The 24,135-nt window shown below is 64.3% G+C and carries 21 protein-coding genes; 11 read left to right on the top strand and 10 right to left on the bottom strand.

Annotation, left to right across the window (positions count from 1 at the left end; all coding sequences use genetic code 11):
• Positions 1-25: 25 nt before the first annotated feature.
• The 5 genes from M622_RS21370 to ubiB form a co-directional block, all read right to left on the bottom strand.
• Entirely contained in the window at positions 26-937 is a 912-nt protein-coding gene (locus M622_RS21370; RefSeq protein WP_021247579.1) for a U32 family peptidase, read from the bottom strand.
• A gap of 45 nt (positions 938-982) precedes the next feature.
• Positions 983-1,996 (bottom strand): ubiquinone anaerobic biosynthesis protein UbiU, encoded by a 1,014-nt coding sequence (gene ubiU / locus M622_RS21365; RefSeq protein WP_021247578.1) that lies wholly within the window; start codon positions 1,994-1,996, stop codon positions 983-985.
• A gap of 119 nt (positions 1,997-2,115) precedes the next feature.
• On the bottom strand, positions 2,116-3,576 hold the full coding sequence (locus M622_RS21360) for a high affinity choline transporter 1 (protein ID WP_031346016.1): 1,461 nt from the start codon (positions 3,574-3,576) through the stop codon (positions 2,116-2,118).
• Positions 3,577-3,671: 95 nt separating this feature from the next.
• On the bottom strand, positions 3,672-4,628 hold the full coding sequence (locus M622_RS21355; RefSeq protein WP_021247576.1) for an arginase: 957 nt from the start codon (positions 4,626-4,628) through the stop codon (positions 3,672-3,674).
• A 77-nt stretch (positions 4,629-4,705) separates the two neighbouring features.
• Positions 4,706-6,235, bottom strand: coding sequence for a ubiquinone biosynthesis regulatory protein kinase UbiB (gene ubiB / locus M622_RS21350; protein ID WP_021247575.1), 1,530 nt, complete (start codon positions 6,233-6,235; stop codon positions 4,706-4,708).
• 171 nt (positions 6,236-6,406) lie between these two features.
• On the opposite strand from ubiB, the gene argS reads away from it, so the two are divergent.
• From argS to M622_RS21330, 4 genes are all read left to right on the top strand, one after another.
• Positions 6,407-8,170 (top strand): arginine--tRNA ligase, encoded by a 1,764-nt coding sequence (gene argS, locus M622_RS21345; RefSeq protein WP_031346014.1) that lies wholly within the window; start codon positions 6,407-6,409, stop codon positions 8,168-8,170.
• Positions 8,171-8,185: 15 nt separating this feature from the next.
• Positions 8,186-8,824 carry an SPOR domain-containing protein gene (locus M622_RS21340; RefSeq protein ID WP_021247573.1) on the top strand — a complete coding sequence of 213 codons (639 nt, stop codon included), beginning with the start codon at positions 8,186-8,188 and terminating at the stop codon, positions 8,822-8,824.
• A gap of 111 nt (positions 8,825-8,935) precedes the next feature.
• Positions 8,936-9,571, top strand: coding sequence for a thiol:disulfide interchange protein DsbA/DsbL (locus M622_RS21335; RefSeq protein WP_021247572.1), 636 nt, complete (start codon positions 8,936-8,938; stop codon positions 9,569-9,571).
• Positions 9,568-10,002: a hypothetical protein gene (locus M622_RS21330; RefSeq protein ID WP_021247571.1), complete on the top strand. Its 435-nt coding sequence runs from the start codon at positions 9,568-9,570 to the stop codon at positions 10,000-10,002. Before M622_RS21335 ends, M622_RS21330 begins: the two co-directional genes overlap by 4 nt.
• A 111-nt stretch (positions 10,003-10,113) precedes the next feature.
• Here M622_RS21330 and M622_RS21325 read toward each other — a convergent pair whose 3' ends face one another.
• Positions 10,114-12,714, bottom strand: coding sequence for a TRAP transporter permease (locus tag M622_RS21325; RefSeq protein ID WP_021247570.1), 2,601 nt, complete (start codon positions 12,712-12,714; stop codon positions 10,114-10,116).
• Between the two features lie 127 nt (positions 12,715-12,841).
• Positions 12,842-13,810 carry a TAXI family TRAP transporter solute-binding subunit gene (locus tag M622_RS21320; protein ID WP_021247569.1) on the bottom strand — a complete coding sequence of 323 codons (969 nt, stop codon included), beginning with the start codon at positions 13,808-13,810 and terminating at the stop codon, positions 12,842-12,844.
• Between the two features lie 247 nt (positions 13,811-14,057).
• Here M622_RS21320 and M622_RS21315 point away from each other — a divergent pair, with 247 nt between their 5' ends.
• Positions 14,058-14,939 carry a helical backbone metal receptor gene (locus M622_RS21315; protein ID WP_021247568.1) on the top strand — a complete coding sequence of 294 codons (882 nt, stop codon included), beginning with the start codon at positions 14,058-14,060 and terminating at the stop codon, positions 14,937-14,939.
• On the opposite strand, the gene M622_RS21310 is transcribed toward M622_RS21315, so the two are convergent.
• The 3 genes from M622_RS21310 to M622_RS21300 all read right to left on the bottom strand — a co-directional run bounded on the left by M622_RS21310 (position 14,917) and on the right by M622_RS21300 (position 18,338).
• The gene (locus M622_RS21310; RefSeq protein WP_021247567.1) at positions 14,917-15,357 is read right to left on the bottom strand and encodes a putative toxin-antitoxin system toxin component, PIN family; all 441 of its coding nucleotides are present in this window, start codon (positions 15,355-15,357) and stop codon (positions 14,917-14,919) included. The genes M622_RS21315 and M622_RS21310 overlap by 23 nt on opposite strands.
• Positions 15,358-15,447: 90 nt before the next feature.
• Positions 15,448-17,277 (bottom strand): class I poly(R)-hydroxyalkanoic acid synthase, encoded by a 1,830-nt coding sequence (phaC, locus tag M622_RS21305; protein WP_021247566.1) that lies wholly within the window; start codon positions 17,275-17,277, stop codon positions 15,448-15,450.
• Between the two features lie 35 nt (positions 17,278-17,312).
• Positions 17,313-18,338: an MBL fold metallo-hydrolase gene (locus M622_RS21300; RefSeq protein ID WP_021247565.1), complete on the bottom strand. Its 1,026-nt coding sequence runs from the start codon at positions 18,336-18,338 to the stop codon at positions 17,313-17,315.
• Between the two features lie 166 nt (positions 18,339-18,504).
• Between M622_RS21300 and M622_RS21295 the strand changes: the two genes are divergently transcribed.
• From M622_RS21295 to M622_RS21270, 6 genes are all read left to right on the top strand, one after another.
• Positions 18,505-18,948, top strand: coding sequence for a MerR family transcriptional regulator (locus M622_RS21295; protein WP_021247564.1), 444 nt, complete (start codon positions 18,505-18,507; stop codon positions 18,946-18,948).
• Positions 18,949-19,036: 88 nt separating this feature from the next.
• Complete coding sequence (locus M622_RS21290) at positions 19,037-19,504, top strand: PaaI family thioesterase (RefSeq protein ID WP_031346013.1); 468 nt, start codon at positions 19,037-19,039, stop codon at positions 19,502-19,504.
• Positions 19,505-19,562: 58 nt separating this feature from the next.
• Positions 19,563-20,705, top strand: coding sequence for a carbonate dehydratase (gene can / locus M622_RS21285; RefSeq protein WP_031346012.1), 1,143 nt, complete (start codon positions 19,563-19,565; stop codon positions 20,703-20,705).
• A 37-nt stretch (positions 20,706-20,742) separates the two neighbouring features.
• Positions 20,743-21,954 (top strand): acetyl-CoA C-acetyltransferase, encoded by a 1,212-nt coding sequence (locus M622_RS21280; protein WP_031346011.1) that lies wholly within the window; start codon positions 20,743-20,745, stop codon positions 21,952-21,954.
• A gap of 146 nt (positions 21,955-22,100) precedes the next feature.
• The gene (locus tag M622_RS21275; protein WP_021247560.1) at positions 22,101-23,234 is read left to right on the top strand and encodes an acyl-CoA dehydrogenase; all 1,134 of its coding nucleotides are present in this window, start codon (positions 22,101-22,103) and stop codon (positions 23,232-23,234) included.
• A 228-nt stretch (positions 23,235-23,462) separates the two neighbouring features.
• A complete protein-coding gene (locus M622_RS21270; RefSeq protein ID WP_031346010.1) occupies positions 23,463-23,891 on the top strand; it encodes a hypothetical protein in 429 nt (142 codons plus the stop codon).
• Positions 23,892-24,135 lie beyond the last annotated feature (244 nt).

Genomic DNA, 24,135 nt, shown 5'->3' with positions numbered 1-24,135 from the left:
AAGGGGAGGAGTGGCGCGCGCGGGTTCAGGCGGCGATGTACTGCTCGACGCCGGCGCGGCCGTGCCAGAAGCCGTTGCAGGGCGCCTCCACCATCAGCTCGCGGCTGGCGTCGAGTGCGGCCGAGGGGCTCAGGTCGCCGTCCACGACCTTGCGGAAGAGCTCGATGATGGCGGGCGTGTGGGAGCCCTGCGGGCTGATGCGCAGCACTTCGGCATGCGGCATGACGGTGGGCAGATCGCCGAGCAGGTTGTGTACGCGCGCAGACTGGGTCTGCACGCCGTTGAGGGTGAGGAAAGGCTCGCCTTCGCGCGTGCTCAGGGCGATGCCGTCCATGATCGACAGACAGCGGAACTCGCAGCTGTCCTTTTGCAGGTTGAAGTGGCGGGCGGTAAAGCAGCGCGCCGAGTGCGCCAGTGGCAGGCGGCCGTAGGCGAAGACCTCGGTTTCGATCGGCGCTGCGAGCGCAGCGCGCACTTCGGCGAGTGCAGCGCCGGACATTTCGGGCGCAACCGCCCAGCGTGTGGCGCCGGCGTCCATCATCAACTGCAAGGTGGCGGGGTTGAAGATGTTCAGCGTCGGACCGGCGACCCAGTTCGTGATTCCGGCTGCGCCCAGCAGGCGCACGGCACCCATGTCGTTGGCTTCGACCCGAAAGCCCGGTTGCCCTGTCGCTGCCTGGCGCACGATGCGGCGCAGCACCTTGAGGTCGGATTCGGATTCGATCAGGCCCTGGCTGCTCATCACCACCTCCTTGCCGGCGGCGGCGAGCACCGCGCCCACTTCAAGCCAGTCCTCCAGGCGCAGTTCGTGGCGGCGCGAGCAGACGGTCTCGCCCAGGTAGACGCTGTTGACGCTGCTTTCGGCGATGCCGGCGTAGAAATCCAGCACGCTCTGGCGCGGCCAGTAGTAGAGCAGGGGGCCGAGGGCGAGTTTCATCGAATCATTCTCATTGCTGTTGGGCGCGCAGGGCGGACGCTGCGCTCATTTCCACGGCCGATAGTAGGCGCCCAGGGTGTGGCTCTGGCCCTCGGAAACCTTGTTGAGCTCGGCCATCCACGACGGCAGCACGCTGAAGGCGTCGGCGCCGCCGCTCTTGAGCTTGTCCAGCGCCGCACGCCACACCTTGGTGACCTGGGCGACGTAAGCCGGGCTGCGTTGGCGGCCTTCGATCTTGATTGCGCGAATGCCGATGCGCGCCAGCTCGGGCAGCAGCTCCAGCGTGTTTAGACTGGTGGGTTCTTCGAGCGCGTAGTAGGTCTCGTCATTGACCTCGAAGCGGCCCTTGCACAGGGTCGGATAGCCGGCGCGCTCGCCTTCCGCAAAGCGGTCGATGAGGATGCCGTTGAGGCGCGTCTCCATGCCGCGCGGCGTGTCTTCCCAGCGCACGAACTTGCCGGGTGAGCAGGCGCCGTTGCAGTTGGGCGACTCTCCGGTGGCGTAGGCCGAGAGCGCGCAGCGGCCCTCGACCATGACGCACAGGCCGCCAAAACCGAACACCTCGATCTCGACCGAGGTGTTGGCGATCACGCTCTCGACCTGCGCCATCGACAGCACGCGCGGCAGCACGGCGCGCTGGATGCCGAAGCGTTCGCGATAGTAGTTGATGGCCTCGTAGCTGGTGGCCGAGCCCTGTACCGACAGGTGCAGGCGCAGCTGCGGGTGGGTCTTCGTTGCGTAGGCCATCAAGCCGGGGTCGGCCAGAATGAGGGCGTCGAGGCCGAACTCGGCGGCGCGGTCGATGGCCTGAATCCAGCTTGCCCAGTTCCCCGTCTGCGGGTAGGTGTTGAGAGCCAGCAGCACCTTCTTGCCGCGCGCATGGGCGTAGGCGATGCCTTCGCGCATCTGCGGCGGATCGAAATTCAGTCCGCTGAAGTTGCGTGCGTTGGTGGCGTCCTTGAAGCCGAGATAGACACAGTCGGCGCCGTGGTCGATCGCGGTCTTCAGGGCCGGCAGGCTGCCGGCCGGGCACACAAGCTCGATCTGGGAAGCATTCATGGGGTGTGTAGCCTGGGCAAAAAAGCCCCGCAACCATAGTGCCCCGGCCGCAAAGGTGCTTTGACCCGCGTCAAAGCCCTTGCGTGGGGGGCGCTTCCGAACTGCCTGCCGTGCTGCGCTCAGCGCGTGTGGTGATGGGTGGCTGCGGCGGCGTGATGGTGACCAGCGCGGGGGCGATGGTGTTCTGACTTGCCGGCGAGCCCGCCCACCAGCATGCCGAGCGCACTCGCCGCCAGGCCGTAGAGCTGGGGTTCGATGTCGCCTTCAGGGATGAAGAGCTCGAGCAGGATCCAGGTCGCCAGGCCGCACACGATGGCCAGGGCCGCGCCCAGGTTGTTGGCGCGCTTCCAGAACAGGCCTGCCGCCAGCGGCACGAAGGCGCCGGCGAGGGTGATGCGGTAGGCGTTCTCGACCATTTCGTGGATGGATGAGCCGGAGCTGGTGGCGTACCAGGTCACAAGCACGGTAAAGACGACCACGGTGATGCGGGTGCTGAGCAACAGGCTGCGGTCGCTCATGCCCGGGATGAAGCCGCGCAACACGTTCTCGGAAAACGTCACCGACGGGGCCAGCAAGGTGCCCGAGGCGGTACTCATGATCACCGACAGCAGGGCGCCGAAGAAGATCACCTGCGCGTAGAAAGGCATGTACTGCAGGATCAGCGTGGGCAGGATGAGCTGGGAGTCCTGCTCCATCAGGCGCGCGACCATGTCCGGGTCGATGATGTTGGCGGTATAGGCGAGAAACAGCGGCACCGCGGCAAAGAAGAAGTAGCTCATGCCGCCCAGGGTCGTGCCCCATACCGCGATGGTTTCGTTTTTCGACGAGTTGACGCGCTGAAACACGTCCTGCTGCGGAATGGAGCCCAGCGCCATGGTGGAGAAGGCGGCGATCCAGGCGATGATGTCGATCAGGTCCAGTGTGGGCAGGAAGGCGAGCTTGCCCTCGGCCGCCGCCTGTGAGATCACGGTCTCGAAGCCGCCCGCCATGTCGCCCGCGATCCAGGTCACCCAGATCAGGCCGATGACGATCACGATCATCTGCATGAAGGTGGTCATTGCCACCGACCACATGCCGCCAAACAAGGTGTACACGAGCACCACTGCGGCGCCGATCAGCATGCCCTGGTTCATCGACACGAGGTCGTTGGAAAGCACATTGAACACCAGGCCGAGCGCGGTGACCTGCGCTGCGACCCAGCCCAGATAGGACAGCACGATGCAGATCGACAGCACCAGTTCGGTCGTGCGGTTGTAGCGCACGCGGAAGTAATCGCCCAGCGTGAGCAGGTTCATGCGATACAGCGGGCGGGCGAAAACAAGGCCGAACAGCACCAGACACGCCGACGCGCCCAGCGGATCGGAGATGAGGCCGCGGAAGCCTTCTTCGAGGAAGGTGGCGGAAGTGCCGAGCACCGTTTCGGCGCCGAACCAGGTGGCGAACACCATCGCCAGCACCACGATCATCGGCAGGTTGCGTCCTGCGGTGATGTAGTCACGCGTGTTGTGCACGCGGGTCGCCGCGTACAGGCCGACGCCGATGGAAACGACAAGGTAGGCGACGACAAGCCAGAGCAGCATCATGAGGCCCTTCGTTAAAGCGCAGCCAGGCGCGCGAGGTTGGCGGAAGCAGGCGCGAGTTTAGCAATACGCTGCGCTGAAGTGGCGCACCAGGCTCAATGCTGGCAAAGGGATGGCGCGCGCTTCATTGCACTTTTACAACGCTCGGGTCGAGGGCCGAGGGCGGCGGCGGCGAACGCGGCAATCCAGTGCGCGCTGTCGCCCTCGGGGTCGAGGTCGGGACGGTACTCGACGAGCTCGAGCGCGACAAAGTCTTCACAGGCGCGCAGGTGACGCAAAGCCGCCACCAATGCCGCTGGATCGATGCCACCGACCTCCGGGCAGGTGACGGCAGGCAGCGTCGAGGGCTCGATCGCGTCCAGATCGAGGCTGAGGCCGAAGCCCGGAGCGCCGGCGCGCACGATGTCCAGCGCGTCGCAGAACACCGCCGCCAGGCCGCGCGCACGCACCTCATCCATGGCGAACACGCGCACCCCGAGACGCTGCAGCAGCGCGTGCTCTTCTGCCTCCCAGGCGCGTGCACCGATGACGCAGGTGCGTTGCGGGTCCAGGGTCGGCCCGGCAATGGCGGCCAGGGCGGGGTCGCCCTCGCCCAACAGTGCGGCAAGGGGCATGCCGTGGATGTTGCCCGAGTGGGTGGTGAGCGCGGTGTGGCTGTCGAGGTGGGCGTCGATCCAGATCAGGCCGGGCGCGTGCCCCAGCCGACGCCCGACGCCGCGCCAGGTTCCGCTTGCGATCGCGTGATCGCCGCCGAGCACGAATGGCAAGACGCCCGCTGGCAGGGCCGCCACCGCCTTGGCCAGGGTGCGAGCAAAGGCGCCATTGAGTTCGAGGCGGGTGCGCATGTCGAACGCATCATTCGTGTCGGCCACGGGATGCAGGGTGTCGACCCACTGCGCGTCGACGCCGGCGGCGATGAGGCTGCGCATCAGCTGTGCGCTGCGCAGGGCGGACGGGGCGTGCGCGGAGCCCGCATGCGGCGCGCCCAGGGCGCAGGCGGCGCCGAGGATGTGAACCCGGGGGGCATTGCCGGCAGCAGCGGAAATCGTCATCGCACACCTCCGTTTGCGCGTTGGCGCGGGGCTGGTCACGCCTGTCGCTGCTTGGAGGCCAGCGCGCTGCCAAACGTTCAGCCGAACAGGCGGTAGAGCTCCAGCCCCAGCAGCGCTGCAGCCATGACGCCGATGAGGGCCAGCATGCGCCCCTGCAGGCGCTGACCAGCGGCCAGCTTGTCCAGCCGCTGTTGGTGCAGGGTGCGCTGTTTGCCCGCGTCGGCGAGGGCGTTATGGACCAGGCGCGGCAGCTGCGGCAAGGTGCTTGCCCACGCTGGCGCTTCCGCCTTCACCCCATGCACGAGCGCGCGCCAGCCCATGCGCTCGTCCATCCAGCGCTCGAGAAAAGGTTTTGCCGTCGTCCACAGGTCGAGTTCAGGGTCGAGCTGGCGCCCCAGGCCTTCGATGTTGAGCAGGGTTTTCTGCAGCAGCACCAGCTGTGGCTGCACTTCCATCTCGAAGCGGCGCGCGGTCTGGAACAGGCGCAGCAGCGTCTTGCCGAACGAGATGTCCTTCAGCGGTTTGTCGAAGATGGGTTCGCACACGGTGCGGATCGCAGCCTCGAACTCATCGACGCGCGTCTTTGCCGGCACCCAGCCGGCCTCGATGTGGGCCATCGCCACGCGCTTGTAGTCGCGCTGGAAGAAGGCAAGAAAGTTCTGCGCCAGGTAGCTCTTGTCCACCTCGTTGAGCGTGCCCATGATGCCGAAGTCGAGCGCGATGTAGCGTCCGTCGCGGTGCACGAAAATATTGCCGGGGTGCATGTCGGCATGGAAGAAGCCGTCGCGGAACACCTGGGTGAAGAAGATCTCCACCCCTTCGCGTGAGAGCGCCTTGAGGTCGTTGCCCTGGGCGAGCAGTGCCGGGGTCTGCGAGATGGGCACGCCGTGCATGCGCTCCATGACCATGACGCGACTGCCGCACCAGTCCCAATACACTTCGGGCACGATCAGCAGCGCGGAGTCCTTGAAGTTGCGCCGCAATTGCGAGCAGTTCGCGGCCTCGCGCATCAGATCGAGTTCGTCGTGCAGGTATTTGTTGAATTCAGCGACAACTTCACGCGGCTTCAGGCGGCGCCCTTCTGGCCAGATCTTCTCCAGCAGCATCGCCGCCGCTTCAAGCAGGGCCAGGTCGTGCTCGATGACGCGATCGATGCCCGGGCGCAGCACCTTGACCGCAACTTCGGTGCCGTCGGGCAGGCGCGCCAGATGCACTTGTGCGACCGAGGCCGAGGCTACCGGCGTGCGTTCAAAGTCACGGAAAACCTCGTCGATCGGTTTGCCATAAAAACCTTCGAGCAGGTCCAGTGCCTGTGCGGTGGGGAAGGGCGGGACGCGGTCCTGCAGCAGCGCGAGCTCGTCGGCGAGGTCGGGCGGCAGCAGGTCGCGCCGGGTCGACAGCATCTGGCCGAACTTGACGAAGATCGGTCCGAGTGATTCGAGTGCCTTGCGCAGCCGCACCGCACGCGGCTCGGGGAAAGTGCGCCAAAAGAACAGGATCTGCCAGATGCGCGCCAGTCGGCCGCTGCTGTCGGCGTCGAGAACCATGCGGTCGAGGCCGAAGCGCAGGCCAACGGTAACGATCTTGGTGAGGCGGAAGAGACGCACGATGCGAGGCCAGGCAGCTGGAAAGGCCGGACTTTAGCCCGAAAGCCGGAGGGCGTGGAAGTTGCGCTCAATGAAGGTGGCGCGCGCGGCGCCGCAGTGCACACTCACAAGCGGGGCGGAGGGGAAGGGCACGATCCGCTATAATCCGGCGTTTAGTTTGCTGCCGAAGCCATGAGCGCCGACCCTAAAGTCCTGTTGAACGATTTGCTCAAGACCGCGCTGAAGAGCGTGGCGCCGGACCAGCTCGAGATCACCATCTTGCTGGAGCGCCCGAAGCAGGCGAACCACGGCGACTTCGCCACCAATCTTGCGTTGCAGCTGGCCAAGCCGCTCAAGCGCAATCCGCGTGAGCTCGCCGCCCTGTTGCTGGCCGAGCTGCCGCCCTCGAAGTTGATCGAAAAGGCCGAGGTCGCCGGAGCGGGCTTCATCAACTTCACCCTCGCGGCTGAGGCCAAGACGGCGGTGGTCGGCGAAGTGCTGAGCAAGGGCGCAGACTTCGGGCGCGGCGACAGGAAGAACATCAAGGTGCTGGTGGAATTCGTCTCCGCCAACCCGACCGGCCCCCTGCATGTGGGTCACGGCCGCGGCGCCGCCTATGGGGCCTCGCTGTCGGACCTGCTGGCCTTTGCCGGCCATGAGGTGTCGCGCGAGTACTACGTCAATGACGCCGGCCGGCAGATGGACATTCTGGCGCTGTCGACCTGGCTGCGTTATCTCGCCTGCTTCGGTATCGAGATTACCTTTCCGCCGAATGCCTATCAGGGCGACTACGTCACCGAGATGGGGCGCGACCTGCGTGATGCGCATCAGGACCGCTTCGCCAGGGTGACGGTCGAGCAATTGCTCGCCGGCACACCCGGTCTGCCGCCGGCCGAGCGCAAGGATGACGAAGCCAAGGACATGCGTGAGCAACACCTCGACGCCCTCATCGCCAACGCCAAGCGTCTGCTCGGCGACGAATATGGCTGGGTGCATGGCTTCGCGCTCAATGAACAACTGGGCGACGGACGCGATGACCTGGGCGAATTCGGCGTGCGTTTCGACAAGTGGTTCTCGGAGCAGAGCCTGTTCGACACCGGTCTGGTCGAGCGCGCGGTGGCCCAACTCGAGCGGCAGGGCCATATCTACGTGCAGGACGGCGCGAAGTGGTTCCGCTCCACCGCCTTCGGTGACGAGAAGGATCGTGTCGTGCAGCGCGACAACGGCTTGTATACCTATTTCGCGTCGGACATCGCCTATCACCTGAATAAGTACGAGCGCGGCTTCGATCGCATCATTGACGTCTGGGGCGCTGACCATCATGGCTACATCCCGCGCGTGAAGGGTGCGGTGGCGGCGCTAGGGCTGGCGCCTTCGAAGCTTGAAGTGGCGCTGGTCCAGTTCGCAGTGCTCTACCGCAATGGGCAGAAGACCTCGATGTCCACGCGCTCGGGTGAGTTCGTCACCCTGCGCGAGTTGCGCAAGGAAGTCGGCAATGACGCTTGCCGGTTTTTCTACGTGTTGCGCAAGTCCGATCAGCATCTTGATTTCGATCTCGATCTGGCCAAGAGCCAGAGCAACGAGAACCCGGTGTACTACGTCCAGTACGCCCACGCCCGCGTGTGCTCGGTGCTGAACCAGTGGGGCGGCGAAGTGGCCGAGTTGCTAGCGGCCGAGCTTGCGCTGCTCAACAACGAGCGTGAGCTCGCCCTCTGCGCCCGTCTGGGCAGTTTCCCTGAGCTGATCCAGAATGCCGCCGCCGATCATGCGCCGCACCAGATAGCCTTCTACCTGAAGGACCTGGCGGCCGAATTCCACAGCTGGTACAACGCCGAACGCATGCTGGTCGAAGACGAGGCCCTCAAGCTTGCCCGTCTCGCTCTGGCCAGGGCGGTGCAGCAGGTGCTCGCCAGCGGCCTTGAGCTGCTCGGCGTGTCTGCACCGCAGTCCATGTAAGGCACGGAGACCCAAGTGAGTCGTGATCGCAAACCCGCGCGCAAGCCGGCGCGTGCTCCTGCGCGCAATGGCGGCAGCACGCTGATCGGCATTTTCATCGGACTCGTGTTCGGTGCGCTGATCGCCGCAGGTGCGGCCTGGTATTTCACCCGCGCCAATCCCTTTCAGTCCACGCCGGTGACGCCGCCGCGCACGCCCAGCGCCGAGCAGCAGGCGCCGGCAGCCTTGCCCGGCAAGCCGGGCGATAGTCCGGTGGTGAGGCAGGATTTCGAGTTCTACAAGATCCTGCCGCAAGGTGACAATGTGCCCTCTGCTGCCGACGTGCAGGCCAAACCACCAACTACGCTGCCCCCTGTCGTGCCGCCGCCAGTGCAGCAGGCGCCGGCACCGGTGCAGGATGCGACCGTCAAACCCGTCGAGCGCCTGTATCTGCAGGTGGGCGCGTTCGAGAACCCGGGCGAGGCCGACAATCTGCGAGCCCGCCTGGCGCTGGCGGGCATGGAAGCCAGTGCGCAGCGCGTGCAGTTGGCAGACGGTCGGGTCGTGCACCGTGTACGCATCGGACCATTCTCCAGACCGGAAGACATGAATCCGACCCGCGCCCGTCTGGCTGAGGCAGGTTTCAACGCCTCGGTGAGCCGCAGCAGTCCCTAGTGGCGGTGATGTTCAGGTGCTTTGCCGTCCCACTCAATACTTCGCCGCCGGACCGGGAACGCCTCGGTGTTGCCAGCGTCTGAGAACGGTATATCGATACTGGAGTCCTGCATGAACCGTCGTGATGCCCTGAAACAGTTCGCTGCGATTTCTGCAGCCTTGCCGTTTGCCAATATTGCGTGGGCGAAGGATCCCTTCGTGGTCCTCAACCCGGCGCAAAAGACCGACGACCCGTCCAGGATCGAGATCCTGGAGTTTTTCCACTACGGCTGCCCGCACTGCCGTGATTTTGATCCCTTGGTCGAGGCCTGGCGTAAGAAGCAGGCGGCAGACGTCAGTTTCCGTCAGGTGCCGGCGATCTGGGACAACCCGCAGCTCTCCGCGCTTGCCCGCCTGTTCTACGCCGCCGAGGTGTCTGGCGAACTGGCGGCGGTGCACTCCCAGGCCTTCATCGCCGTCCAGGAGCAGAAGCGACAGCTGTTTACCGAAGAGCAGGTGCGTGAGTGGATCGAGGGCAAGGTCGGCGACAGTGCGAAGTTCATGGCGGCCTACACGTCCTTCGGGGTCAATTCGATGTTGCAGCGTGCCGACCAGCTTGCACGCGCGATGCGCATCCAGGGCGTGCCCACGGTCGCGGTTGACGGGCGCTTTCTCACCTCGGCGTCGATGGCCGGCAGCCACGAGGCGGCGCTGAAGGTGGTGGATCAGCTCATCGAGCGTGTGCGCAAGGAGCGCGGCGGGAAATGAGCGTGGAAAGGTCTGGCACCGCGCTGCCGCCCGTCGATGATGTTGCCGGCGAGCGTCGAAGCAAGCAGCGTTTTGTTGCCCGGCGGCGGGGCGAGCCCTGTTTCTGGCTGGTGCTGGACGGGCAACGCATCGCGCTCAATGACCTCTCGGCCGAGGGCTTCTCGTATCCGTCGCTGACACCGCGCGCGAATGCTGAGGTCTTTGATTTCGTGCTCCAGCGCGAAGGGTTGCCTGATGAAATCCGCGGCCGTGCGGAGACGGTCAGTTATCTCGCCGATGCGGCGCAGACGGGCTGTCATTTTCTCGGCATCGAGGGGGATGGCGCACAGCGTCTGCGTGACTGGCTGATTGCCCACGTGATCGTGAGCGCGTCGGTGCGCATCACCGAAAAGGATGCTGCCGCGATCGTGGCGGGGCCGTCCCTGGTTTAGCGCGCGTTGCGCCCGCGTTACGCCCGTAAGCAGGGCAGCGCATGCATGCAGAAAACCGCCGTGCCCCTGACAGGCCGGCGGTTTTTTTGTGGGCACTGCTCAGCGCGACGTTTACGCCGTCGCCTGCCTGCGTGCGCGCCCTTTTTGCATGAACCACACCAGCCCGAGGAGGAGGAAGGCGGGAAGGTACATCCACTCCTTTGCCGGGCGTTCGCCCGAGGGCAGCTCGATGGTCTTGATCGTGAAGCCTTGCTCCAGCCCCAGCTTTTCGGCCTGGCTGCCGAAACGCACCGCAGCGATCTGCACGTCCTCACCGAAGGCCATCACCGTCAGGCCCATCTTTTTCAGGCGTTCGTTTGCGCTCGCAGCGGGCTCGCCCAGCGGCAGCAAGACCCCCTTGGACATCTCGTCCCCTTCCAGGGTGATGCCTTCGACCCACACGCGCAGGTTGCCGTTGGGCGGCGCTTCTTCGACCAGACGGCCAAGTTCGGTGGGCGCGACCTCCTCGTAGGCCGGGTACACCATATCCATCCAGAAGCCGGGGCGGAACAGGGTGAAGGTCACCAGCAGCAGGATCAGGCCTTCGTGGAGACGGTTCCTGGTGATGAAGAACCCCTGTGTTGCTGCGGCAAACATCATGGTGGCGATGGTGGCGGTGACGACGGTCAGCACCAGATGGAAGATGTCGGTGATGCCGATCAGCAGCAGCTGGGTGTTGAAGATGAACATGAAGGGCAGGATGGCGGTCCGCCCGCTGTAGCCGAAGGCGGTGAGGCCGGTCTTGATCGGGTCGCTCTTGGCGATGCCCGCTGCGGCGTAGGACGCCAGACCCACCGGGGGTGTGACGTCAGCCATCAGGCCGAAATAGAACACGAACATGTGCACCGCGATCAGCGGCACCAGTAGCCCGCCCTGCGCGCCGAGGTCGACGATCACCGGTGCCATCAGCGTCGACACCACGATGTAGTTCGCCGTGGTGGGCAGACCCATGCCCAGGATCAGACAGATCACCGCCACCAGGATGAGCATGATCATCAGGTTGCCGCCTGACAACACCTCGACCAGTTCGGTCATCGCCAGGCCGATGCCAGTGAGCGTCACCGTGCCGACGATGATGCCCGCCGTCGCGGTGGCGATGCCGATGCCGATCATGTTGCGGGCGCCGGTCACCAGGCCGCTGAAGAGGTCCTGGAAGCCTTCCCGGACGGCGTCGCCGAATTGGCCCGTGCCACGGAAGAATGCGAACAGCGGACGCTGGGTGACGAGGATGAAGATCAGGAAAAGGGTCGCCCAGAACGCCGATAGCGCCGGCGAGAGCTGCTCGACCATCAGGTTCCAGATCAGGGCCGCAACCGGCAGCAGGAAGTGCAGGCCGGACTTCAGCGTGGGGCCGATCTCGGGCAGGAACTCCATCTTTTCGTCGGGCTTGTCCATGTGCAACTCGGGGTAGCGTGCCCCGTTGCGGACGATCAGGACGTAGGCTGCGAGCATCATCAGGCCGACGATGAGGAAGGCTGCGTCACCCGCCAGTCCCTTTATCCAGCCCAGGCCCCAATAGATGATGGCCGACAGGATGACGAGGCCGGACACGGTCATCGTGGTGGTGATGGTGACGCGCTGCCAGGGCAGGGGCTCGCGCCGCGGCAGGCCCTGCAGGTTCATCTTCAGGGCTTCGAGGTGCACGATGTAGAACAGGGCGATGTAGGAAATCAGCGCCGGCACGATGGCGTGCTTCATGACCTGGATGTAGGTGATGCCGACGTATTCCACCATGAGGAAGGCGGCGGCTCCCATCACCGGGGGCATGAGCTGGCCATTGACCGAGGAGGCGACCTCGACCGCGGCGGCCTTGTCGGCACGGTAGCCGACGCTCTTCATCAGCGGAATGGTGAAGGTGCCGGTCGTCACCACGTTGGCGATCGACGAGCCCGAAATCAGGCCGGTGCTGGCGGAGGCGACAACGGCTGCCTTGGCCGGACCACCCCGCATGTGGCCGAGCAGCGCGATCGCCGACTTGATGAAGTAGTTGCCGGCACCTGCGGTCTCCAGCAGGGCGCCGAAGAGCACGAACAGGAAGATGAAGCTGGTCGACACCCCAACTGCAACGCCGAACACGCCTTCGGTGGTCAGCCACATGTGGCTCATGCCCTTGGCCAGCGATGCGCCGCGGTGGGCGATCACATCAGGCATGTACTGACCGAAGAAGATGTAGATGAGGAAGACGACGGCCAGGATCACCATCGGCAAGCCCAGCGCGCGACGTGCGGCTTCCAGCAGCAGAGCCATGCCGACGACGGCTACGGCGAGGTCGGTGGTCGTTGGCAGTCCGGGCCGGTCGGCCAACTCGCGGTAGAACAGGAACAGGTAGGCGGCGCAAAAGGCGCCAGCCATGGCGAGCAACCAGTCCATGGCCGGAACGTAGGCCCGCGGCGAACGCTTGAACGCCGGGTAGGCGGCAAACGCCATGAATACCGCGAAGGCGAGGTGAATGGCACGTGACTCGGTGTCGTTGAGGACGAAGATGCCGAGCGAGAACGGCAGGGGCGACGCGATCCAGAGCTGGAACAGCGACCAGGCGAGGGCCACCATCAGCAAGAGCTGCGCGGTGAAGCCGGTCGGCTTGCGTCCGCCGGTGTCGGCCTCGGCGACGATTTGTTTCAGCTGCTCATCAGTCAGCTCGATACTGCCTTTCTCTTTTCCCGGGCTCGCCATGCGCCACCTCTCTTGCAGATATTGCAGATATTCAGGGTCGAACACGAAAAACGGCGAAGGGCTGGTGGCCCGCCGCCGTTTCGCAAAATTTGAGCGCCGCCCGTTTGGCGGATGGCGCGCGACGGAGTTACATCCAGCCCTTTTCCTTGTAGTACTTCACCGCGCCGTCGTGCAGGGGCGCCGACATGCCGTTCTTGATCATGTCCTTTGGCTCGAGGTTGGCGAAGGCCGGGTGCAGCTTTTTGAAGTCGTCAAAGTTCTCGAATACCGCCTTCACCAGGGTGTACACGCTCTCTGCCGGCACCTTGGTCGAGGACACGATGCTGGCAACCACGCCGAAGGTCTTGGTCGGCTCGGGGTTGTTCGCATACATGCCGCCCGGGATGGTGGCCGGGGCGAAATAGGGGTATTCGGCCAGGAGCTTGTCGACGCCCGGACCGGTGATCGAAACCAGCTTGGCGCCGCAGGTGGTGGTCGGGTCCTGGATGTTGGCGGCGGGGTGACCGACGACGAAGGCGAAACCATCGATCTTGTTGTCGCACAGCGCTGCGCCATGTTCATCGGGCTTCAGTTCGGAGGCCAGCGAGAAGTCAGCGGTGCTCATGCCCATCGCCGGCAGCAGCACTTCAAGCGTGGCACGCTGGCCCGAGCCGGGGTTGCCGACGTTGAAGCGCTTGCCCTTGAAGTCTTCCATCTTCGTGATGTTGGCTTCCTTGCGCGATACCACGGTGAGCGGCTCGCCGTGCAGGGAGAAAACGGAGCGCAACTCCGGGAAGGCGCCGCCGTCCTTGAACTGGACCTCGCCCTTCAGGGCGTTGTACTGGATGTCGGATTGCGACACGCCGAAGTCGAGCTCGCCGGCCTTGATGGTATTGACGTTGTATACCGAGCCGCCGGTGCTCTCGACCGAGCAACGGATGCCGTGCTGGGCGCGGTCCTTGTTCATGAGGCGGCAGATCGCACCGCCCGCGGCATAGTAGACGCCGGTGACGCCGCCGGTGCCGATGGTGACGAACTTTTGCTGGGCCTGAGCAGGGGTGGCGGCCAGAGTGCCGAAAATTGCCACAGCAGCGGCCAGCGCGGTGAGTTTCTTCATCTGTTCATCCTCGGAAAGTAGCTGTTTGGATGCGTCCTGTGTCCTGCGGAGGCAGGGCAGTGGGCCCGTGCCGACGAGGCTTCCGACAGAACGACCACGCGAGGATTGCACAGATTGTGGGGTTCTGTCAGCTTGGGGTAGTCCGCAATACGGCTACGCCCGAGCGTCGCTGGCTTGCCCGCGCGTGCTGGACGCAGAGTCGCCAAGGCGATACCTTCCCGCCGTCACATTCCTGACAGAGACAGACATGAATCCGGTCGAGCCCGCTGCTTTCAGCCCCCCTTCAAGCCCCTTCTCCGCGCTGCTCGACGCGAGCGGGGTCGCTCACTCGCCTGCCGGGCCCGCGGCGCGCATCGTGTCCCTGGTGCCATCCCTCACCGAATTGCTGTTTGAGCTTGGGCTGGGTGATCAGGTGGTGGGACGCACGGGTTTCTGCATTCATCCGCGCGCGCAACTGCGCACGGTGGAAAAGGTGGGCGGCACCAAGGATGTGAAGCTCGAGCGCGTGCGTGCCCTGGAACCCACGCACCTCATCGTCAACATGGACGAAAACCGCCGCGAGACGGTTGATGAGCTGGCCGCGATCATCCCGCACATCATCGTCACGCATCCGAACACGCCGCGCGACAATCTTGCGTTGTATCGTCTTCTTGGTGGCATCTTCGGTTGCGAGGCGCGCGCCGCGCAGTTCGAAGCCGAGCTCAATGCCGCGCTCGCCGACGCCGCATGCGCGCGCTCCAGCCTGCCACTCGAACGCGTGCTGTACCTGATCTGGCGCGAGCCGTGGATGACGATCGCCAGTGACACCTATATTTCGGCGATGCTCGCGGAGGTGGGCTGGGAGACCCTGCCTGCGGTGGAGGGCGGTGATGTCGGTGCTGCGCGCTATCCCGCTTTTGGCTGGGATGCACCGTGGTTGCCCAAGGTGGAGCGCGTGCTGTTATCGACCGAGCCCTACCGCTTTCACAGCAGACACCTAGATGAGGTGGCGACGCTGGCCGCGCGCCCGGCTACGCTGATCGACGGCGAGATGGCGTCGTGGTACGGCAGCCGCGTGATTGCCGGCTTGCGCTATCTCGCCAGCCTGCGTCGCGGCCTGGTTGAGCTCAGAGCGTCGGCAGCTGGTTGATGAAGTGTTCAGGCGACAGGATGGCAAAACGCTCGCGTAGCAGGCGGTGGCGGCCGAGCCGAAGCAGCGCCTTGTCGCGGGTGAGCAGCGACGACGCGCCGGTATCAAAAGCGATCTCGAGAAATTTCTGGTCATCCGCATCTCGACACACGGGCAGCGCCCGCGTGTCCGGGACCACGTCGGCCGCTGAAATCTCGACGCGGGCCCGATAGTCCTGCAACACCCTTTGCTGGGTGAGCGTGTCGAGCGCAAATTGCCGATAGGCGAGCACGAGCTGCAGCTCGTGGAGTGCGTCTGCGCGTGTGCTCAGCGTGCACGCGCCGGCCTCGATCCAGTCGCGCAAGATGCACAAGCGTGGGTCGTGGAACATCCACAGGGCGAGAACGGTGTTGGTGTCGAGGACGAGCCGGGGGCGCATTTCAGGGCATGTTCGAGAGCTTGGGTGGCAGCTGGGCGCACAAATGAAAACGGGGAGCTTCCGCTCCCCGTTCGAGTCGAATCAGCGCAATCAGGCGGCCAGTTCCTTGGCGTCGGCGCGGCTCTTGACGAAGGAGCCCGGCGCGTCCTCAATCGCCTTCAGTTTGCCCTTCGCCGGATCACGCGGCTCGGTCTGCTCGCCATCAATGGTGGTCAGCCAGGCCTGCCAGTCGGTCCACCATGAGCCCTGGTGCTGCTGAGCGCCGGCAAACCAGTCGTCCGTGCTGCCCGGCAGCTTGGCGGCGGAGTTGATCCAGTAGCCATATTTGTTGGCTGCCGGCGGATTGACGATACCGGCGATGTGGCCCGACCCGCCCAGCACGAAACGTACCGGACCGCCGAAGTTGCGAGCGCCCGCATAGGTGCTCTTCCAGGGCGCGATGTGGTCTTCGATCGTGGAGATGAAGTAGGACGGCGTCTTGATCTTGCCGAGGTCGATGGCCACGCCGTCGATGACGACGCCACCCGGCTCCACCAGACGATTTTCCATGTACAGCTTGCGCAGATAGAAGCTGTGCATCTTGGCCGGCATGCGGGTGGAGTCCGAGTTCCAGTACAGCAGGTCAAAGGGGAACGGGTCCTTGCCCAGCAGGTAGTTGTTGACCACGAAGGACCAGATCAGGTCGTTGGCGCGCAGCATGTTGAAGGTGCCAGCCATTTCCGAACCTTCCAGGTAGCCGCGCTCGAACATCTTCTTTTCGAGGCTGGAGACCTGGATCTCGTCGATGAACACGCCCAGTTCGCCCGGATCGGCGAAGTCCGTCATCGTGGTGAAGAAGGTCGCCGCTGCAATACGACTCGACTGCTTCTTGCCGGCAAGATAGGCCAGCGTCGTGGCCAGCAGCGTGCCACCGAGGCAATAGCCCACGGCGTTGACCGACTTCTCGCCGGTCTGCTTCTCGATCGCCTCGAGTGCGGCGATTGTTCCTTCCAGCACGTAGGACTCGAAGGTCTTCTCCGCCTGGCGCTCGTCCGGGTTCACCCAGGAGATCACGAACACGGTGTGGCCTTGGTCAACACACCACTTGATGTAGGAGTTCTTCTCGCGCAGGTCGAGGATGTAGAACTTGTTGATCCAGGGCGGAACGATCAGCAGCGGCTTCTTCAGGACCGTGTCGGTGCTCGGGCTGTACTGCAGCAGCTGCATCATGTCGGTCTGGAACACGACCTTGCCCGGCGTGGTGGCGACGTTCTTGCCCAGCTCGAAGGCGGTGGTGTCGGTCATCTTCACACGCAGGTTGCCGCCGCCGTCCTCGACGTCGCGCAGCAGGTTGTTCAGGCCCTTCAACAGGTTCTGACCATTGCTCTTGAGCGTCTCACGGAACACTTCCGGGTTGGTGATGGCAAAGTTCGACGGCGACAGCGCGTCGACGTACTGGCGGGTGTAGAAGTTGACTTTCTTCTGGGTCTGATCGTCGAGGCCATCGACACTGGACACGGTGTCATGGATATGGCGCGCGGTGATCAGATAGGACTGCTTGATGAAGTCGAACAGGAAGTGCTCCTCCCATTCCTCATCCTTGAAGCGCTTGTCGGACTTTTCGGGAGCAGCGACCGGCAAGCCGTTGACGCCTGCGAAGCGCATCATCGAATGCTGCCACAGCGAGAAGTAGTCCCACACCAGATTCATCTGCGACTGGGCCAGCTTGTAGGGGTTCGACAAGAGCTTGGCCATCATGTCCATGAAGGCCTGGGCGATGCCGAGTTCGTCCGCGGGGGTGGCGACCCCTTTCTTGAGCTGGCGCTGGATGTGATCGCTGATCAGGTGCGAAGCACGCTGTGCGACCTCAGCGTAGGTCTTGGCGACCTCCTGCGGGTCAGGCAGTTCGGGATGCGGGGTCTCTTTTGAGGGTGCAGCCATGTTGTTTTAACTCCATGTTGGTGACCAGGCAGGGTCTATCGTTGATTTCTTGCCATAAAGCGGACCAGACCATCCGCACCGACCTCCCGCAGAAGCGCGCCGCGCTTCTCCAGGTGGTTGAGGTGAGCAATTGCCTCCCCCATGGCGAACATGACCTGATGGGTATCGAGTTCGCGTGGAAACATGCTCGAGAGCAGTTCTCCGGCGGTTTTTGCTGCGCTGCACTCGGAGAGCAGTGCGTCGCAACGCTCGCGGTGATGCTCGACCAGTTGAGCCACTCTTGCTCTGATACCCTTGAAAGGTTTGCCGTGAGATGGTAGCACGAGCGTGTCATCGGGCATGTTGCAGAGTTCCCGAATCGAGTCAAGAAAATAGCCCAGGGCGTCGTCATGTGGCGTTGCAGCATAAACGCTGACATTGGTCGAGATGCGCGGCAGCAACATGTCGCCCGAGATGAGCACACCCAGTTCGGCGCAATACAGACTGGCGTGCTCGGGAGAGTGGCCGTAGCCGATGAGGACGCGCCAGATCTTGCCGTTGATCGACAGTTCACTGCCCTGACGCAGGCGCTCGAAGCGTGACGGCATCTCGGGAATGCCGCGGCGGTAGGCGTTGCCGCGCTCGGCGAGTGCCGTCGCGCGCGGCTCGTCAAGACCATGGGTGCGGAACTGCTCGACCATGTCCGGCACGCAATAGCCGGGCAACTGGTGCCACATGGCATGGCCGGCGAGATATTCGCCCAGTGCCATGTGCAGGCTGGCCTTGTTGCGCGCAGCCAGCCAGGTCGCCAATCCAAGGTGGTCGGGGTGGTGGTGGGTGACGACGACGCGGCTTATGGGCCGGGGGTCAGCATCGAGCAGGCCTGACCATGCTGAGCGCGTCGCGTCGCTGCCGTAACCGGCGTCGACGATGACGCGCTCATCGCCGTCATCGAGCAGCCACAGGTTGATGTGGTCGAGGGCAAAGGGCAGGGCCATGCGCACCCAGTGCACGCCGGGGGCGACTTCCAGGCTTGTGGCTGCGGTGGGGAGTTCGGGAAAGGGGTAGTGTAGATCGGACATGGGCGGGTCTCGCTCGGGTAGCTTGCCGGCTGCGCAGGCCTGAGGTTGCTCAGGTGCCTGAAATCTGCTTAACTTTTGCCGACATATACATATTTATATTTTATAAAACAATATCTTGCTGACGCTGCTGGGTGCTGCGCAGCGTCATTGGCAATCACGGAAGACCATGGGCGAAGAACAAACCTACACCATTACCGAGCTTGCGCGCGAGTTCGACATCACCCCGCGCGCGATCCGCTTCTACGAGGATCAGGGCCTGCTCACCCCGGCTCGTTCCGGTCGAGCCCGGGTGTACACCAAGGCCGATCGCACCCGGCTCAAGCTCACTTTGCGCGGCAAACGCCTGGGGCTTTCTCTTGCCGAAGTTGGTGAGCTGCTCGACATGTACGGCGGGGTTCGTAACACTGCGCCGCAGCTCGAGCGCTTTCTCAGCGTGCTTGCTGCCCGGCGTGCTGCGATGGAACAACAGCGTCTGGACATCGAAGCCGTGCTGCTCGAGATCGACATGCTCGAGCAGCAGTGTCATGCCTTGCTCGGACATAACGCCGAGGGCGCAGCAGCGGCCAGGGCGGAGCTGGTGCGACGCATCGACCGGGCCGGTGTCGACTGAGGGGCGTGACGCTGGCCTTGTTGTACCACCAACTTTACGTTGACGTTAACGTAAAACAGAGAGAATATCCACCACTGAGATGAAAGCGATGCGAATTGATATGGCGCAGTTCCAGCCCCGTGACCCTGAATACGCCGCGCGCGTGCATGCCAGCTTTGCGCTGCAGCACGCCATGGAGCTGATCGGTGCCCGCCTCATGGTGGTCGAACCCGGTTTCACCGAGATCCACCTGCCTCTCAAGCCGGAGATCACCCAGCAGCACGGTTATATTCATGGCGGTGTGGTCGGCATGATCGCCGACTCGGCTGCCGGCTATGCCGCCAACACACTGACCGCGGCCGATGCCAGCGTGCTGACGGTGGAGTACAAGTTGAACCTGGTCGCGCCCGCCGACGGCCAGCACCTGGTCGCGCGCGGTGAAGTGATCAAGCCAGGCCGCACGCTCATCATCACCCGCGCCGAGGTGTTCGCGATCCGCGACGAGCGATCGACCTTGTGCGCCATCATGCAGCAAACCATCATGGTCATGCACGGCAAGAAGGAGCGCACAGCCTGATCAAGTGCGTGCCAGGGCGTGCCAGCGCTGATTGTTCCAACGGTGAGGAGGCAAGGGGATGAGTATGAGTCTGCGCGCTCTGAGCGCATCTGACACCACCGAGTTGGAGCACGTGCGCCAATTCTTTCGCAACTATGCCGCATGGCTGGGGGTGGACCTGAGCTTTCAGGGTTTTGCCGACGAACTGGCGAATCTGCCAGGGGCCTACGGCGAAGCCGATGGGCGCCTGTTCTTCGCCGAGATCGATGGCCGGCCCGCAGGCTGTGTGGGGATCCGCCGCTTCTCCGAAGGTGTCTGCGAGATGAAGCGCCTCTACGTCGACCCCGATGCGCGTGGCCGCGGTCTGGGACGGCAGCTCGCCTTGCAAGCCATCAAGGCGGCGCAGGCGCTGGGTTATCGGCGCATCCTGCTCGACACCCTGCCGATGATGCGGATTGCGGTGAAGCTTTACCGCGAGCTGGGCTTTACCGAGGCGCCGGCCTACTACCCGACACCGATCGAGGGCACGATCTTCCTCACACTGGACCTGTCGCAGTGGTGCGAGGGTGCGGTGTGTAACGAGAACCTGTTCCATCTGTTTGACTACAACCAAGCCTGGTCGCGGCAGATGCAGCAGATCGACGGCGGTTTCTTCGGCAAGCTGGCGCAGTTGCAGAACCCCGAGTATCTCTGGATCGGCTGCTCCGATTCGCGCGTCCCCGCCAACCAGATCGTTGGCCTGCTGCCGGGCGAGGTCTTTGTCCATCGCAACATCGCCAATGTGGTGGTGCATACCGACCTGAACTGCCTCTCGGTGATCCAGTATGCGGTGGACGTGTTGAAGGTGAAGCACATCATGGTGGTGGGGCATTACGGCTGTGGCGGCGTCAAGGCTGCGCTCGACCGCGATCGCGTCGGTCTGGTCGATCTGTGGTTGCGCCACGTGCAGGACGTGCATCTGCGCCATGTCAGTAAGGTCGACGCTTTGCCGCTCGAGCTGCGCCACGACCGTTTGTGCGAGCTCAACGTCATCGAGCAGGTCGCCAATGTGGCGCAGACGATTGTCGTGCAGGACGCCTGGCAGCGCGGGCAGTGCCTCACCGTGCACGGCTGGATCTATGGTCTGAAGGACGGCGTCATCCGCGACCTGGGGCTGAATCTCAGCCGCAGTGAAGATCTCTTGCCGCGCTATGCCGCGGCCCTCGAAGCGCTCGAAGGCTGAGCACAATCTGAAAGAATGGATTCAACAGGAGAACTGCATGTCCGATCCCGTCGTCATCGTTTCCGTCGCCCGCACCCCGCTGGGTGGCTTCCAGGGTGATCTGTCCAGCGTGTCCGCGCCGCAGCTGGGCGCCATCGCCATCAAGGCCGCGGTCGAGCGCGCCGGTCTCCAGCCCGAGCAGGTGCAGGAGGTCATGATGGGCTGCGTGCTACCCGCCGGACTGGGCCAGGCGCCCGCTCGCCAGGCTGCGATCGGCGCCGGCCTGCCGCTGTCGGTGGCCTGCAGCACGGTGAGCAAGGTGTGCGGTTCCGGCATGAAAGCCGCGATGCTGGCGCATGACCTGATCCTGGCCGGCAGCAGCGAGGTCGTGGTCGCGGGCGGCATGGAGTCGATGTCCAATGCGCCCTATCTGCTGCCCAAGGCGCGCGGCGGCTACCGCCTGGGCCATGGCCAGATGATGGATCACATGTTCCTCGACGGGCTTGAGGACAGCTATTCCAAGGAGAGCAAGGGCCGCCTGATGGGCACTTTTGCCGAGGATTGCGCGACCAGCTTCAACTTCACGCGCGAGGCGCAGGATGAGTTCGCCGTTGCCTCGACCACGCGCGCGCAGGCGGCGATCAAGGGCGGTGACTTCGCCTGGGAAGTGGTGCCGGTGACCGTGTCGGGGCGCAAGGGCGATGTTGTCATCGACCACGATGAGCAGCCGCTCAAGGCCCAGATCGAGAAGATCGGCAGCCTGAAGCCGGCCTTCAAGAAGGACGGCACGGTGACGCCGGCGAACTCCAGCTCGATCTCGGACGGCGCGGCAGCGCTGGTGCTGATGCGCAAATCGACAGCCGAAAAGCTCGGCCTCAAGCCGCTTGCCACCATCGTCGGCCACGCCAACCACGCACAAGAGCCGGCGCTGTTTACCACCGCCCCGGTGGGTGCCATGCAGAAGGTGCTGGCCAAGGCCGGCTGGAGCACGGATGAGGTCGATCTGTGGGAGATCAACGAGGCGTTCGCGGTCGTCACCATGGCGGCGATGCACGAGATGAAGTTGCCGCACGACAAGGTTAACGTCAATGGTGGCGCCTGCGCGTTGGGCCATCCGATCGGCGCTTCGGGCGCGCGCATCCTGGTGACGCTGATCGGCGCGCTGCGCAAGCGTGGTCTGAAGCGTGGTGTGGCCAGCCTGTGCATCGGTGGTGGCGAGGCAACCGCAATGGCGATCGAGGTCGAAGCCGCGGTGGGCTGCGGCGGCTGATCGTGCGGAGCCGGATGACGCTGCACCGGGTCCAAGGGACGCGGGCAGCGCTGTCAGGCGCCATGCTCCCTGACGCCGCCAGCCGTGTGGTGTTCCCAATTGATGAATATTGAAGCGGCGCGAGTCGCTTCGCTAAAGGTAAACACATGATTCTGACTGACGAGCAGGAACTCATTCGCGACTCGATGCGCGCTTTCGCGCAGGAGCGCCTGGCCCCCTTTGCTGCCGAATGGGACCGCAACCACACTTTCCCGCGCGAAGCGCTCAATGAACTCGCCGCGCTCGGCGCGCTCGGCATGGTGGTGCCCGAGGAATGGGACGGCGCCGGCATGGACTACATGAGCCTGGTGCTGACGCTGGAAGAGATCGCCGCCGGTGACGGTGCCACCTCGACCATCGTCAGCGTGCAGAACTCGCTGCCCTGCGGCATCCTCAACCGCTTCGGCAATGACGCGCAAAAGGAAGCCTGGCTCAAGCCCCTGGCGCGTGGTGAAAAGCTCGGCTGCTTCTGCCTCACCGAGCCGCACGTGGGTTCGGACGCTGCCGCCATCCGGACCTCGGCGGTGCGCGAGGGCGACGAGTGGGTGCTCAACGGGGTGAAGCAGTTCATCACCTCGGGCAAGCACGCCGACATGGCGATCGTGTTTGCGGTCACCGACAAGGCGGCGGGCAAGAAGGGCATCAGCTGCTTCCTGGTGCCGGCGGATGCGCCCGGCTACCAGGTTGGCCGCATTGAAGAGAAGATGGGGCAGAAGGCCTCCGACACCACGCAGATCCTGCTCGAGAACTGCCGCATCCCGGCCGACTCGATGATCGGCGACGAAGGCCAGGGCTACAAGATCGCGCTCGCCAATCTCGAAGCCGGTCGTATCGGCATCGCCGCGCAGTGCCTGGGCATGGCGCGTGCCGCGCTGGAGGCCGCGGTCAAGTACGCACTGGAGCGCGAGAGCTTCGGCAAGCCGATCTTCGAGCACCAGGCGGTCAACTTCCGCCTCGCCGACATGGCGACCCAGCTCGAAGCTGCGCGTCAGCTCGTATGGCACGCCGCCAGCCTGAAGGATGCCGGTCGCCCCTGTCTGAAGGAAGCCTCGATGGCCAAGCTGTTCGCCTCGGAAATGGCCGAGCGTGTGTGCTCGGACGCCATCCAGGTGCATGGCGGCTACGGCTATGTCACCGACTTCCCGGTCGAGCGCATCTATCGTGATGTGCGCGTGTGCCAGATCTACGAAGGTGCCAGCGACATCCAGAAACTGGTGATCGGACGCGCGCTGGCGGGTTGATACCGAGCTTCCCGCAGGTGCTCCTTGCGCAGCGGGGCTGCCGGCATCGTCCTCGACGGGCGTGCCGGCAGCAAGCACATCTGGCCCGCCGTGATGGTGTTCTCGGACGGCAGGTCGGCCGGTGTGCGATCATCAGCCGCACGAGCTTGAACAAGCTCTCCTGTAGCTGATGAAGGTCCGGCGAAATGCGCCCGAATGATTGCAGCAACAGTCAGTGAGGCCTGTGTCATGGATGCAATTTCCCTTGGAATGAACCCCGTCGCTCGCGAGCTCACGCGACCAGCAGACGTGCGCCAGTCCCAGGCCGCACAGCAAGAGGCGCAGGCTGCGCCCGCGGCTGGCCCGACAGCCCCTGAGTCGACCATCAGCGCGAGCACGCAGCCCAGTGCAGTCGTCACCCTGAGTGCAAGTGCGCGTGGTGAATCTGTCGCGCAAGCGACGCCCAGCGCTGACAAGGGTACGGTGGAGGCGCGTGCGATCGAGCAGGCGCGCGCCGCAGCTGCCAACGGCGACGTGCGCAACAGCTATTCCGCGCAACGCGCACTGGCGTCGTACGAAGCCATGGCTCAGGTCGGCGCCAATGCCGGCGCGCGCCCAAGTCAAGCGGAAGCACCCACCGCGCCGGGGCAACGTGAGCCCGGCGTGCTGCGCACCTGAGCGTAGCCAGGGCCTTCAGGCCATCTGAAGGCTGAGCACGCGCTCTGAATGCTGTCAGGCATCTGCACCGTGCGTGTGCCGCGGCGAGTCCTGACGCGAACGCTTCCCCTGCGGTGATTGTTCTCATGCGGCGGACGCCCCTGGGTACGCGCATCCTGTGTGGGCGAGTATTTCCCGGGCTCGACCCACTACCCCCTTTCAGACGTCGAAGTGTAAAGTTTGTTGCCGCTCATCTCGTGGCATG

It is taken from the genome of Thauera terpenica 58Eu, from assembly GCF_000443165.1.
GTDB lineage: Bacteria > Pseudomonadota > Gammaproteobacteria > Burkholderiales > Rhodocyclaceae > Thauera > Thauera terpenica.
The sequence above is the reverse complement of the archived record's forward strand: the minus strand, read 5'-3'. Positions and strand labels throughout refer to the sequence as shown.